Genomic DNA, 14,791 nt, shown 5'->3' on the forward strand with positions numbered 1-14,791 from the left:
GACAGAACCCCTCGACAAGGTTCATCGTCCCAGCTCAGAAGGCACTTTCGTGTTGCCGCACAGAAACCGGTCCCACACCAAGCGAAACGGCGAGGCTAGTTGCCCAGTACGAGAGGGCCTACGATCTGACCAGGGCCGCTTCGTTGCCGCCGGAAGCGTCCCTCGACTTGATCGAATCGGTGGCGAAGGACTACGCGAAACATGATCCTCGCACCTGATCTGACTACCGCTCTATGGCGCAAGTCGTCGTACAGCAACGGCGATGGCGGAGCCTGTCTCGAGGTCACCGCCAGCGCTGGCGTGACCCCGGTCCGGGACAGCAAATTTCCGGACGGTCCGGTGTTGCTGGTCTCTAATCGCAGGTGGGGAGCCTTCGTGGACGCTGTGAAGGGCGGGACGCTCGGGCAGGGCTGACACTCGCAGCACAACCTGTACTGGCCTCGTCACTCACCTGAGGGGCGAGGCTTTTGCGTGGTCCAATAGGGGAAGGTGTGCCGTCGCGCGCCTTCCGTGGCACAACAACTCAACTGTTGGTGGACTCAGTGATTGATCGCGAGCGGCTGCTCAAGGACCTGCAGAAGCAGGTGACGAAGGTCGAGGCCGACCTCAGTGCTCAGCTCAAGAGGCTCCCAGAGGTCGACCAGCTGTTGCGCAACGAGCATCGGAGGGCATTTAAGGCTGGCAGGACCTCGGCAGCGCCGCAGCCTTGGCTCGGGGAGCGCGTGACACAGGCAGCCGTCGCCTGGGTACTCGGCACGGTCTTTGTTCGATTTTGCGAGGATAACTTCCTGATTCGACATCCATATATTGCAGGATCGACGAAACAGCGGCAGACGCACGCGCATGAGCGTCACGATCAGTTCATGGGTGAGAACGCAGCGCGCACCCATCGGGAGTGGCTACTGCAGGCATTTGACGCGATCGGATCAACTCCGGCTGGTCGCCTTCTTTTCGATAAGAGACATAATCCACTCTACCAGATCGGGCTATCCAATGAAGGCGCAAAATCGCTAATTGATTTTTGGCGACGCCACGAAGAATTGGGTATCAATGGCACACGGATTGTGCACGACTTCACCGATCCGTCGTGGGGTACACGTTTCTTGGGAGATCTTTACCAGGATCTATCCCAGGAGGCGAAAGACAAATACGCTCTTCTTCAGACGCCAGACTTTGTGGAGGATTTTATCCTCGATCGAACATTGAAGCCGGCGATTGCTGAGTTTGGATATGATGTTGTTAAGGTGATTGACCCGACGTGCGGGTCAGGTCACTTTCTATTGGGCGCTTTCCGTAGGATCCTGGCAGAGTGGGAGAAGGAGGCGCCTAGTGTTGATGTTCACGAACGGGTTCGAGCAGCGCTTGATGCTGTCCACGGCGTCGACGTCAATCCGTTTGCCGTTGCGATCGCCCGTTTCCGACTTCTGGTGGCGGCGCTCAGGGAAGTCGGGATTCAAACTATTCGCGAGGCCGGACACTACGAGTGGCCATTGCATATCGCGACAGGTGACGCGCTGCTGAAATCTGAACAAGGGCGACTGTTTGACGAATCTGGTGAAGGGGCAGAGGAGTCTGAGGCGTATGAGGTGTGTTATGAGACGGAAGACATCTCGGAGCATCTCGATATTCTCCAACCAGGCCGCTACCACGCAGTTGTCGGGAATCCTCCCTACATTGCGGTGAAGGATTCTCGTCTGAGGGCGACATATCGGCGCCTTTATAGGGAAGTTTGCCACGGAAAGTACGTGCTTACTGTGCCGTTTATGCAGCGCTTCTTTGAGCTGGCGGTGAGCGGGCAAGACGGCCGGGCAAGTGGTTGGGTGGGCCAGATTACGTCGAATTCCTTCATGAAGCGAGAATTCGGCGAGCGGCTGGTTGAATGGTATATGAGAAATTCGATCGACCTTACTGAGGTGATCGATCTTTCGGGTGCCTATATTCCGGGAAATGGCACCCCCTCTGTTATTATTGTGGGCCGGAACCGTCCAGCTGCCGCTGGTTCGATGAAGGTGAGGGCTGTGCGCGGAATCCAGGGAGAACCAGAGGTCCCGAAGGACCCAGCGCAAGCTTTTGTCTGGAGAGATATTGTTGATCGTATCGACGCTCCCGGCAGAAGCGCAGGTTCATGGGTCTCTGCGGATGACCTTGATAGGGCGTACTACTTCGGTCGGCATCCTTGGATTTTGGCCGATGGGGCGGTGGAGATCCTAAGGGAAGTCGAGCGGGCCGCAAGCGGGCGGATAGTAGATTTGGTCGATTCCGTAGGGATTGTTAGCTTCACCCTAGAGGATGATCTTTATGTAATGCCTTGGCGAAGCGCGCAGCGGCGAGGGCTGAGCACAAATGCAATGCGAACTATTGTTCTCGGTGATGAGGTGCGAAATTGGGCCGAATCTCCGCGGAACGTGGCAGTGTTCCCCTATCGGTGGGATTTCGAACCCGTGAAGGAACTGGATGGACGCCAATTGCGCTACATGTGGCCCGCCAGGACCAATCTTTCCAACAATGTACTATTTGGGCAAAAAACCAAGACCGAAGGAGGGTTGGAATGGTATGAATTTGGACGTTTGACGCGCAAGAAGCTGCAAACCTCATTGTCGATTACATTTGCTGAGGTTGCTACGCAGAATCATTTCTCCCTGGATCGCGGCGGTAAGGTGTTCAAGCAGACCGCTCCCGTGATCAAGCTGCCCGAAGGTGCAACCGAGGAGGATCATCTCAAGCTTCTTGGTCCACTTAATTCATCAATTGCCTGCTTCTGGCTCAAGCAAATGTGTCACAATAAAGGCAGTGCGGTGGATAAGAAAGGGGCTCGGCAATCAAAGGCGCCCTTCGATGACTTCTACCAGTTCAATTCCACCAACGTCCAGGAATTTCCCCTTCCTGCCTCGTACCCTCTCGCCCGTGCCACCGAGCTCGACGCCCTCGCCCAGCGGCTCTCCGCCGTGAGCCCCGCCGCCCTCACCGCTGATCCCGAGAAGCCGCCCACCGCGGACGCCCTCACCGAGGCCCGCGACGAGTGGCACCGCACCCGCGCGCGGATGATTGCCGTACAAGAAGAGCTGGACTGGGAGGTGTACGCCCTTTACGGGCTGCACAAGGACCTGACCGCCCCCGAAGACGCGCTACCCCCCGACGGGCTCGCGCTCGGACAGCGCGCGTTCGAGATCGACCTCGGGAAGCGGGTCAAGGCCGGCAAGGCCAAGACCGAGTGGTTCCGGCGACACCGGTCGACCATGATCGACGAGACCCCGACCGAGTGGCCGGAGGCTTACAAGGACACCGTCCGTCGCCGCCTCGACGCCATGCAGAACTCCAACGTGATTGGACTCATCGAGCGCCCCGAGTACAAGCGCCGCTGGCTCACCGACACGTGGGAGGACCAGCAACAGGACGCACTGCGCGAGTGGCTGCTGGCTCGTATGGAGCGCCGTGAACTCTGGTACGAACGCGACTACCAGGGCGTCGAGTATCCCCGCACCCGCTCGATCGCGGAACTGGTCGACCTGCTCTCCGAAGACCCCGAGTTCGCGGACGTCGCCGCGCTCTACGCCCCGGGCAAGGAGCTGTCCGACATCGTGCCGGAGCTCGTCGACGACCAGCACGTGCCTTTCCTTGCTGCCCTGCGCTACCAGGAGCCGATCCTGGAGAAGAAGCGCCAGGTGTGGGAAGACGTGTGGGAGCAGCAGCGGGCCGAGGACGCGGCCACCGCGGCTGGGGACCACCTCAAGGCGATGCAGATCCGGGACGCCACGCCCGTGCCACCGAAGTACACGACCAAGGACTTCCGCAAGGACTCCTACGCCGCCCAGCGCGGGTCCCTCGACGTGCCGCGTGAGCGGTTCATCTCGTACAGCCGCACCCTCAACCCGGCCATCGAGGTACTTGGTTGGGGTGGCTGGGACCACGCCGAGCAGGCCACCGCGCTGACGGCTGCCATCGAAGCCCGACGGGAGTCAGGAAACTGGGACAAGCCGGACTTCATTCCCTATCTGGCAGGCTTGCTGGAGCTCATGCCCTGGGTGCGGCAGTGGCACCCCGAGGACGCCGGATTCTTCGAGGAGGTCCTCACCGCCTGGCAGAGCGAGGAAGAGTACGGCGTCACCGACGACGACCTGCGTGCCTGGCGTCCGACGGCTGCCAAGCGCACCCGCAAGGCGACCGCGAAGAAGGCCGTCGCCAAGAAGTCGGTCAAGAAGACCGCCGAACAGCCCGCCCTCGACGCGTAGGGGCCGTTGCCCGTCACCGCCGTGCCCGGTCGGCTCACCCGCCGGGCACGGCGACGCGCCGCGACTGCCACCACCCCGTGCCTCCGGCACGTTACGCTGGGGCATTCGGGTGATACGGGGCGGACACACGGGCCGGGACGGGTCCCGCGTGGCACTCCGGCCACAGGGGAGAGCGGGTGTGCCGTCCGTGTACGGCCGCCCGCCGGGAACACGAGGAGATACGCGATGGCATACCCCACTCAGCCGCTGCTGCGTGAGGTCATCGACATCCCGGAGAACGTCACCCACGAGAGCTTCGTCCTGAAGCTCACCGAGGCCCTCGGCAGTGACGAGGAGCTCGGGAAAGCCCTGGACGCCTATGTCCTCACGCCCGGCCTCGTCGAGGCGTACGGCGATGCGCTCTCCGTGATCCGGTCCGCGCTGGACAGCGGCAGCTCCAAGGCGTCCTACCTCCACGGGTCCTTCGGTTCCGGCAAGTCCCACTTCATGGCGGTGCTCGCCGCCCTGCTCGGCATCCACGAGCAGGCATCCCTCAGGGTCCGCGGCCTCGAGGACTTCGCCGGGCTGATGCGCGAGCACGGCTGGCTCCAGGACCGCAAGTTCCTGCTGCTGCCGTTCCACATGCTCGACGGCAAGTCCCTGGAGCAGAAGGTCCTCGGCGGCTACGTCCAGCAGATCCGCACGTTGCACTCCGACGCCCCGATCCCGCAGGTCTACCGCACGGACGCACTGTTCGGGAACATCCGCAGCCACCGCGAGCGGCTCGGCGACGAGGCGTTCATCGACGGTCTGCCCGGCGGTGACAGCGCGGACAAGTGGGGTGACGCGGTCTTCTGGACCAGCGAAAAGCTGGACACCGCGCTTGCCGCCGAGCAGGTCGACGAGGACGTTCTCAACGACGACGACCCGCTCTGGCACCGCGAGCCCGTCACCCCCGGCGGTCTGCGCGCCAAACTGGTCTCCGACGCGCTCAGCAGCTGGTTCAGCGGAGTGTTCAAGGACGCCGCCGAAGACCGGCACGGCTATGTCTCCCTCGACCGGGGCCTCGGCATCATCGCCGCGCACGCCAAGTCGCTCGGCTACCACGGACTCGTCCTCTTTCTGGACGAGCTGATCCTCTGGCTGGCCAGCCACATCAGGGACGAGAAGTTCGTCTCTGAGGAGACCGCGAAGATCACCAACTTCGTGGAGGGCAGCGACGCCCGTCGGGCGATCCCGGTCGTCTCCTTCATCGCACGCCAGCGCGACCTGCGCGAGCTGGTCGGTGAGGAGGCCGTCAAGGGCTCCGCCGAGGTGTCCATCCAGGACACGCTTTCCTTCGCCGACGACCGCTTCCGTACCATCCCGCTGCCCGACAGCGACCTGCCCACCATCGCCCATCAGCGGCTGCTGAGGGCCCGCGAGGAAGTTCCCGACGCTGAGGCGCGCATCGACCAGGCGTTCGCCAACATCAAGCGGGTCAAACCCGACGTGTGGGACGCGCTACTCGGCTCCAGCAAGAAGATCACGGCGGCCGACGAGGAAGTATTCCGCAAGGCATACCCGTTCTCGCCCGCCTTCATGGACACCCTCGTGCGTGTCGCGGAGGCCCTGTCCCGCTCCCGTACCGGCCTCAAGCTCATGGGGCAGATGCTGTACGACCAGCGCGACACCCTGAAGCTGGGCCAGCTCGTGCCGCTCGGTGATCTGTACGAGGTGCTGCACCGGGGCGGCAGCGAACCCTTCACCCGCACGCTCACCGACCAGTTCCGTTCCGCCACCGAGCTGTACAAGAACAAGCTGCGGCCCTATCTGCTGGGACAGCACGAGGTGGCGGAGACGGACATCGAGGCGTACCGGCGCGCCCCCGCGTCGCTCGACGACGGCCTGCGTGGCAAGGTCGAGGCGTTCGTCACCGACGACCGGCTCATCGGCACCCTGCTGCTGTCCGCCGTCGTGCCGTCCGTGCCTGCGTTCCAGAATCTGACCGTCAAGCGCCTCACCGCCCTCAACCACGGCATCGTCTCCTCCCGGGTCAGCGGCATGGAGGCGAGGGAGGTCGCCAAGCGGGTCAAGACGTGGAGCGACGAGTTCCCCGAGATCGAATATCTCGAGGGCCCGGACGCCGGCGTCACCCTCAACCTCGTGGGTGTGGACTACGAGTCGGTGATTCGGCGCGCCGAGAACAACAACAGCCCGGCCAACCGGCGAAGCCTGATGAAGCGACTCCTCCGTGAGGAGATGACCGTCGTCGACGGCCAGCTCGACGAGCGGCTGAACCTCGTGTGGCGCGGCTCCCCACGTTCCGTCGAAGTCCTCTTCGGCAACCTCGCCGACCAAAACACGCTGCAGGACGAAAAGCTTCGTCCCCAGCAGGAGGGCAGCTGGCGGCTCATCGTCGACATGCCCTTCGACGACGTGTACGGCCCGGCCGAGGACCGCGACCGGGTGATGCGGCTCAAGAGCCTGCCCGAGCACGACGAGATCCGCACCGTCTGCTGGATCCCCGCGCACTTCACGCGCGACATGTACGCCAAGTTCCAGCGGCTCGTCATCATCGATCACATCCTCAACGGCCAGCGGTTCGACTCCTACACCGGCCACCTCAACCCCGATGACCGCGAACGCGCCAAGGGCGCCCTGCAGACGCAGCAGCGCTCGCTGACCTCGACCATCCGCAAGGCGCTCAAGCAGGCCTACGGCCTCGCCCCCAAGGACGCCGCAGTGGTCGGCGCCGACGACGACCATGTGCTGACCGTGCCCGACATGGCGCAGGTCGTGCCGCAGTACAACATGTCGATGTACGACGCGGCGCGGCTCATCGCCGACCGGGTACTGGCCCACCAGTACCCCGCCCATCCCGACTTCGACCCGAAGCGCGACGGACTGTCCCTCAAGACCGCCGACATCAAAACCGTCTTCGCCTATCTGCGCACCGCCGCGGACGAAGGCACCGACGTCATCGAGATCAAGCCCAAGGACCGCGACCTGATGAGGCGCGTGGCCGGGCAGCAGGGCCTCAAGCTCGGCACCATGCACGAGGCCCGCTTCCAGGTCGGCGGCCACTGGGAGAGCCACTTCAACCAGAAGGCCGGCACCGCGTACGAGGGCAAGGACATCCCCGTACGTCAGCTCCTGGAATGGATCGACGAGCCGGTCGCCTACGGCCTCGATCCGGCCGTCGCCCATCTGGTGCTGTGTGCCTACGCCGAGCGCACCGACCGGATCTGGGTCCTGCGCGGCGGGCCGGTGCCCGTGGCCGACCCCACGGCGCTCAAGACCACGTACGAGCTGAAGGCCCAGCAGCTGCCGACCGAGGCGGACTGGCAGACGGCCGTCGAACGGGCAGGCCGGATCCTCGGCGAGGCGCCGCTGACCCCGCTGCGCCGTGCCCGGATCATCGGAGACTTCAGCGACCGCGTACGGGCCAAGGCGGGCCGGTGGCGGACACAGGCGGAGACACTCGTCGACGTCCTGCAAAGCCACGCCGACCGGCTCGGTATCGACACCGCGGACGACGAAGGGCGCCTCGCCACCGCCCGCCGGGCGGCCGACCTGGTGAGCGACCTGGCCGAGTCGGACCGTCACGACCCGTTGTCCGTCGTCGCGGTCCTGGCCTCCGCCGAGGTCGGCGACCAGGCGGGGCAGGAGCGCATCGGCAAGTCCCTCGCCAAGGCTCAGGACGTCGCCGCGGCAGTCGTCTCCGGCCCCTGGAAGATCGTCGGTATGGCCGGCCAGGTCCGAGAACCGTACGCCACACAGGCCGCGGCAGCGCTCGACTCCCTCCGCGGTGTCGCACACGCCGACGAGCTGACGGCGTCCCTGCCGCCCGCCCTGACCAAGGTGGAAGAAGAACTCGCCCGCATCATCGGCCAGGCCACCGCGGCCCGGACGTCTGCCCCGGAGCAGCCGATGGCGCCCGCCCCCGGGACCGCACCCGCCTCGCCGGCGAACGGTGGCTCCGGCCGCCCCACCAGGGTGCAGGTGCGCGAGCCGTCGCCCGGCGCGCCCGATGCCTCCGGCCGGTACCAGACCACCGCGGCCGCGGCCGCGGACATGCTGCGCGACGAACTCTCCGCCCTCGCCCAGCGCGACCCCGACGCCCGTGTCCAGGTGACCTGGCAGATGGTTGATCCCACGTGAGCACGCACGACACCGACAGCACCGACACCCAGAGAAGGGCCAGGCCCAGGCCCGCCCACCCGGCTGCCGTCGCCCAGGTGCTGGAGGACCGCTCCTTCACCGAAGGCGAGCCGCGCACCGTCCTCGTCCGGGCCGAGCCGCACTGGAGTGGACCCGAAAAACTGCACCTCAGCAGAGGCAGGACCGCACGTGTCGCCGCTGCCGTGTCCCCGCTCGCGCTGCTCGATGTGATCAGCACGGCCAAGGCCGCCGGCGGCGACGAGGAGATCCTCGCCGTCCTAACCGACGCCGAGGCGGCCGACCTCGGCCCGGGCATCCTCGCCCGCGTCTATCGCAACCGGGTCTACCCGATAGAGCCCTGGGCCGTCGTCCGCCGCATCTTCGGCGCCCGCGATCTCGACCCACGGCTCACCGTCGAAGGGTGGGCGGCAGAAGCCCTCATCGACGCTGCCGGACAGGAGAACTGGCCCAAGAACCCCAGCACCGTGCTGACCCGCGACGCCGCCCTGTCGCGGCTCACCGCCGCTCGGCTGTCGACCACCGATCACCGGCTCGACGCGGACAGCCTTGACGCCCACGCACTGTTCACATGGTCCCTCGCCCCTGGCGCGGCCGAACGGCTCACCTCCCTGCGCGAGCAGGAACGCCAGGGCATCCTCAGCTGGCTGACCGACCCCGAGCGCATCGGACCACGCGCGGCGCAGACGCTCACCGCGCTGTTCGCCCTGTTCGACGGCGGAAACGGTGCCGACGCGGTCCCCGTCGGCCTGGTGTGCGCTGCCCTGTGGGGCCCGGAGGCGCCAGCGAGCGCAGACCGGGCCAGAGGCCGGGCCGAGCTGCTCTTCGGCGACGCCCGCCTCGACGACGACACTCTCACAGCCTTCGGTACCGAGGCTGCGACGTACACCCGTGTCCTTCTCGCCGGCCGCTCCCGTACCGCCGCCGAGGACGAACCCGTCCGCCCCGGGCCGGATCCTCGTGCTCTGCTGGCCCGCGCCGACACCCTCGTCGGCATGCTCGGCGCCGAGGACGCCGCAGCCCGCAGCACGCTGCTGGAAGCCGGCCTCCAGGCGCGTTACGCGGCCGTGGCCCGAGCCCTCAGCCGCAGCGTCCCCGGCAGCCCGGCCGCCGCACCGGACACGCGCCGGGTCAGGGAGCTGGCCCGCGCCGCCGACGACCTCTCGGCTCACGTCCTCGCTCCGCTGGACGCCCACAAGGACACCCTGACCCGTATCCGGATGGCCCGGCGCCTGCTGCGCTGGCTCGCAGGTCCGGCGCCCGGCCCGTACGGCACCACCGCGGAAGCCGTCCGGCAGCACATCGCCGACCACGGCTGGGCCGACCTCGCCCTCGGCTGGATCGACGACGGCGACAACGCCCACCCCGAACTTCCTGCTGCTCTCCAAGCGCTCGGCAACTGCGTACGAGCCCGCCGGCATGCCATCGACGCGCTCTTCGCCGACCGGCTCGCCGAAGAGACCCGCGCCGGTGGCGCACCGGACAAGGCACTGGTCGTGGAGGACTTCGCCCAACGCGTCCTCGCACCGGTCGCCAAGACGTCCCGGTCCAAGACCCCTGGACCACCCCTGCTGTTCGTCGTCCTGGACGGCGCTTCCGCCGCCGTGGCGGCAGGGCTGGCCGAGGAGCTCCGCCGCCGGTCCTGGGCCGAGTACGACCCGGTCGCCGACACCGACGAACCCCAGCACCGCCGGGGCATGCTGGCCGCCCTGCCCACCCTCACCAAAGTGTCCCGGGGTTCCCTGTTCGCCGGCGAGCTCACCGAGATCGACCAGCAGGAGGAACGCAGGCGTTTCAGCTCGCTCCGCTTCTGGCGCGGCGCCGACGTCCGCCTCTTCCACAAGGCCGACCTGCGGGGCGAAGCAGGACACGGGCTCGGCAGCGAACTCGCCGAAGCGCTCGCCGACCCGGACGTCCACGTCGCCGTCGTCGTCAACACCGTCGACGACCGGCTCGGCGAGGACCGGTCCTTCTCCCACTGGCGGCTCGAGGAACTCCTCGGCATGAGGGATCTCCTCAACCAGGCCCGCATTGGCGGCCGCGCACTCGTCATCACCTCCGACCACGGCCACGTCCTCGACCGGGGAACCGCCAAGCAGTCCGTCCCCGACGCGCTCTCCGCCCGGCACCGCAGCGGCACCACACCCGCCGGCCCCGGTGAAGTGGTCCTCACCGGACGCCGTGTCGTGACCGAAGGCCAGCGCATCACCGCCCTGTGGGACACCACCCAGCGCTACGGCAACCGGCAGGCCGGCTACCACGGTGGCGCCGCTCTCGCGGAAGCCGCCATCCCCGTCCTCGCGTTCGTCGCCCACGGCGCTCCCGTGCCCAAGGGCTGGCGCGAGCTCGGCCCGCAGCGACCGCTGTGGTGGGACCACGACTCCGGTGCCCCGGCTTCCATGACCGGCCTGTCGCACGCGGCACCCGTCGCGGCTGCCGGTAAGGCCGTGAAGAAGACCCCGGAGAGGGTGGCCCGGCAGGCCCTCGAGAAGCGCGTTGCGGCCGAACAGGCGACCGGCCAGGGAGCGCTGCTGCCCTTCGACGCCCTGGACGCGCCCACAGCGTCCGGCGACCCCACGGACACCGCCCCGACGCACCCACCGGCTGCCCCGTCGCGGGCCGACCGGCTGGTGGCGGCCCTGCGCGACTCCGACATCATGACCGCGCAGATCGACGCGCTGCCGCGCAGCGAACAGTTCGACACCATCGCGGCGGCCGTCCACGCCCTCGTCGAAGCACACGGGGTCCTGCCCGTCACCGTCGTCGCCGAACGAGCGGGCAAACGAGCGCCGCGTGCCGCGGGATTCGCCGCCACACTCCAGCGCGCCCTCAACTACGACCAGGCCGACGTCCTCACCCTCACCGACAACGGCCGATCGCTCCGCCTCGACATTGCCCTTCTGAAGCGGCAGTTCGGTATCGAGGAGTCGCCGTCATGAACTCTGGATCACTCAGCCCGGAGCGCCGCCGACGCCTCGTCGACGCTCTCCGCCGCGGTGCCGTGCCCGACACCGGCCTGGGCGTCCTCGCCGTCGGCCTCGGCCGGTTCGAAGCCGCCGTCGATGCCGAACTCGACGCCGCGGCCACCGGATCTGCCGTCTTCAAAGCCGTCCGCGGCGAATACGGCTCAGGCAAGACGTTCTTCACCCGCTGGCTCGCCGAACGGGCCAAGAGTCGGAACTTCGCCGTCGCCGAAGTGCAGGTCTCCGAGAACGAGACCCCGCTGCACAAGCTGGAGACCGTCTACCGGCGTCTCACCGAACGCCTCGCCACCTCAAGCTTCCAGCCCAGCGCCTTCCGTCCGATCGTCGATGCCTGGTTCTACGCCCTGGAAGAGGACGCCCTCGCCGCCGGCGCCACCGATGACACCCTGACGCGGGCCACGGAAGAACTCCTTGCCGCACGACTCGCCGACGTCTCCCGCACGGCGCCCATGTTCGCCGCCGCGCTCCGCGGCTATCGGGCCGCTCAGGAAGCCGCGGACGACGCCACATCCGACGCCCTCATCGCCTGGCTCGGCGGACAGCCTCATGTGGCCGCCTCGGCCCGGCGTGCCGCAGGAGTGCGCGGAGACCTCGACCACTTCGGCGCTCTCGGCTTCCTTCAAGGGCTGCTCGCCGTCCTGCGGGACTCCGGACACCCCGGACTGCTCCTCGTCCTCGACGAGGTCGAAACCCTCCAGCGTGTCCGCTCCGACGCCCGGGACAAGGCGCTCAACGCACTCCGCCAGCTCATCGACGAAGTCCACTCCGGACGCTTCCCCGGGCTCTACCTGCTGATCACCGGCACCCCTGCCTTCTTCGAAGGCGCCCAGGGAGTGCAGCGCCTCGCACCCCTCGCCCAGCGCCTCGCCACCGACTTCACCACCGACAGCCGCTTCGACAATCCTCGCGCGGTGCAACTGCGGCTACCCGGTTTCACTCTCGACGCACTCACCGAACTCGGCAGCCGAGTACGCGACGTCTACGCCGCAGACAGTGCCGCCCCCGACCGGATCCGCAGCGCGGTCGACGACATGTACCTGGCAGACCTCGCACGCGCGGTCGCCGGCAGTCTCGGAGGGAAAACGGGCATCGCACCCCGCCTCTTCCTCAAGAAACTTGTCTCAGACGTGCTCGACAGGGTCGACCAGTTCCCGGACTTCGACCCCCGCCTTCACTACGCCCCGACCCTCAGCAGCGCCGAACTCACCGATGTTGAACGCAACGCCGCCGCAGACCGTGCCGACGACATCGCTCTTGAACTGTGACCACCGAGCCGACCGCAGAGCGCCCACCCGACCCCGAGGACAGGCTCCACCCGGTCGTCCTCCACCACATCGCCAACACCCTGAACTGGCCGGACCTGCGTCCGCTCCAACGCGATGCCGTCACCCCGCTCATGGACGGCGATGACGCACTCCTGCTTGCCCCCACAGCTGGAGGCAAGACCGAGGCCGCAGCGTTCCCTCTGCTGTCGGTCATGGCACAGACTCCCTGGCCCGGTACTTCGGTGCTCTACATCTGCCCGCTGAAGGCACTGCTCAACAACCTGGCGCCACGACTGGAGACCTACAGCTCCTGGCTGGGTCGCACCGCCGCCCTCTGGCACGGCGACATCGCGACCAGCCGACGCCGAAGGATTCTCCGTGAGCGACCCGACATTCTGCTGACCACTCCAGAATCCCTGGAGTCGATGCTGGTCAGTACCCACGTCGACCACCGCTCGTTCTTCTCCGGACTGCGCACCGTCGTCGTCGACGAGGTGCACGCCTTCGCAGGAGACGACCGTGGCTGGCACCTGCTCGCCGTCCTCGAACGCCTGCAGCGTGTTGCAGGGCGCCCCCTCCAGCGCATCGGGCTCTCCGCCACGGTCGGCAACCCCGAGCAACTCCTCACCTGGCTCCAGGGCTCAGGAGCGGACCGTCGCCCAGCCCACGTCGTCGCCCCACACCTCGCTGAGCTGGAAGCTAAGGCGGCCGATGCTCCATCTGCTGACATCCAGCTCGACCACGTCGGCTCCCTCGGCAATGCCGCGACCGTCATCGCAGCCCTCCACCGTGGCGAGAAGCGTCTGGTCTTCTGCGAATCCCGCCGCCAGGTGGAACAACTCGGAGAAAAGCTACGGGCCAAGGGCATCACCACCTTCCTATCGCACGCCTCTCTCTCTGCCGACGAGCGCCTTCGCGCCGAGGAGGCGTTCGCCGACGCACGTGACTGCGTCATCGTCTCCACCAGCACCCTCGAACTGGGCATCGACGTGGGAGATCTGGACCGCGTTATCCAGATCGACGCCCCCGCAACCGTCGCCGCATTCCTGCAGCGACTGGGCCGCACTGGCCGCCGTCCCGGCACCGTGCGTAACTGCCTCTTTCTCGCGCTTGACGAGGACGGGCTGCTGGCAGCCGCCGCTCTGCTGCTGCAGTGGTCACGCAGGTGGGTGGAACCCGTCCTCCCGCCGCCTGAGCCTCGTCACATCGCCGCCCAGCAGATCCTGGCCCTCTGCCTGCAGGAACACCGAGTGGGCGAGAACCTGTGGCAGGAGTGGTGGGGCGGCATCGGCCCGTTCGGCGCCACGGCTGAGCCGATCGTCCGCCACCTCGTCGAGCACAAATACTTGGACAGGGACAGCGGCATGCTGTTCATCGGTCCAGAGGCCGAACAGCGCTTCGGCTATCGGCACTTCATGGACCTGACTGCGGTGTTTACAGCGGCGCCCGAGTTCACTGTCCTGTTCGGGCGCAAAGAGATCGGCTCGACCGATCCCGCTCTTCTCACCGAGCGAGTTGCAGGCCCCAGGCGGCTTCTGCTGGCCGGGCGCAGCTGGCAGGTCACGTACATCGACTGGTCGCGTCGCCGATGCTTCGTCGAGCCGGTGGACGGCGGCGGCAAGGCCCGCTGGAATGGCACCGGCCTCGACCGTGGCGCATCCTTCGCACTCATGCGTGCCGCACGCGAAGTGCTCCTGGGAAGGACTCCTCCGGTGACGTTGACCCGCCGTGCGACCGACGGTTTGCTGGAGGTCCGCGACCGCTGGGCAGACCACGTACACCCTGGCGGTACCGTCATCCTTCGAGGTGGACCCGACACGAATGTGCGGTGGTGGACCTGGGCAGGGCAGCGGGCGAACGCCACTCTCGCAGCCACACTCGGCTCGGCCTCCGATCCACTGCAGAGACCGAACGACGCCTACGTGAGACTGCGAGAAGACCTCACTGCCGAAGAATGGCGGAAGGCCAAGGCCGAAGCCCGCAGCTCCCTCACCCTTCCCGAAGTCGATCCACGTGCCGTGCGCGGCCTGAAGTTCGGTGTTGCCCTGCCCGAGCGACTGGCCTCGGCGACGCTCGCCGCTCGGCTGGCAGACCTCGACGGTGCATCGACTGCGCTGGTTGAACCGACCCGGATGTCAGCGGCGTTTGACGAGCGCTGAGCCGTCGCCCTCAA

At 66.9% G+C, this 14,791-nt stretch carries 6 protein-coding genes; all 6 read left to right on the forward strand.

Going from position 1 to position 14,791, the window contains the following annotated elements; all coding sequences use genetic code 11:
* Positions 1-201: 201 nt before the first annotated feature.
* The 6 genes from ACFYOP_RS25350 to ACFYOP_RS25375 all read left to right on the forward strand — a co-directional run bounded on the left by ACFYOP_RS25350 (position 202) and on the right by ACFYOP_RS25375 (position 14,777).
* Positions 202-414, forward strand: a complete 213-nt coding sequence (locus ACFYOP_RS25350; RefSeq protein WP_356894359.1) for a DUF397 domain-containing protein — start codon at positions 202-204, stop codon at positions 412-414.
* 128 nt (positions 415-542) lie between these two features.
* Entirely contained in the window at positions 543-4,229 is a 3,687-nt protein-coding gene (pglX, locus tag ACFYOP_RS25355; protein ID WP_356894357.1) for a BREX-2 system adenine-specific DNA-methyltransferase PglX, read from the forward strand.
* A gap of 225 nt (positions 4,230-4,454) precedes the next feature.
* Entirely contained in the window at positions 4,455-8,351 is a 3,897-nt protein-coding gene (locus ACFYOP_RS25360; protein WP_356894355.1) for a phage resistance protein, read from the forward strand.
* On the forward strand, positions 8,348-11,308 hold the full coding sequence (gene pglZ / locus ACFYOP_RS25365; RefSeq protein WP_356894353.1) for a BREX-2 system phosphatase PglZ: 2,961 nt from the start codon (positions 8,348-8,350) through the stop codon (positions 11,306-11,308). Before ACFYOP_RS25360 ends, pglZ begins: the two co-directional genes overlap by 4 nt.
* On the forward strand, positions 11,305-12,618 hold the full coding sequence (brxD, locus tag ACFYOP_RS25370) for a BREX system ATP-binding protein BrxD (protein ID WP_356894351.1): 1,314 nt from the start codon (positions 11,305-11,307) through the stop codon (positions 12,616-12,618). Before pglZ ends, brxD begins: the two co-directional genes overlap by 4 nt.
* Positions 12,615-14,777: a DEAD/DEAH box helicase gene (locus ACFYOP_RS25375; RefSeq protein ID WP_356894349.1), complete on the forward strand. Its 2,163-nt coding sequence runs from the start codon at positions 12,615-12,617 to the stop codon at positions 14,775-14,777. The genes brxD and ACFYOP_RS25375 overlap by 4 nt, the downstream gene beginning before the upstream one ends.
* The last annotated feature ends 14 nt before the right edge of the window (positions 14,778-14,791 follow it).

It is taken from the genome of Streptomyces sp. NPDC006294 (assembly GCF_042870895.1).
Lineage (GTDB): Bacteria > Actinomycetota > Actinomycetes > Streptomycetales > Streptomycetaceae > Streptomyces.

What these genes read in the sequence shown, in the direction of transcription:
- ACFYOP_RS25350 (WP_356894359.1), top strand. Translation starts at nt 202, where the DNA reads ATGATCCTCGCACCTGATCTGACTACCGCTCTATGGCGCAAGTCGTCG.
- ACFYOP_RS25360 (WP_356894355.1), top strand. Translation starts at nt 4,455, where the DNA reads ATGGCATACCCCACTCAGCCGCTGCTGCGTGAGGTCATCGACATCCCG.
- brxD (WP_356894351.1), top strand. Translation starts at nt 11,305, where the DNA reads ATGAACTCTGGATCACTCAGCCCGGAGCGCCGCCGACGCCTCGTCGAC.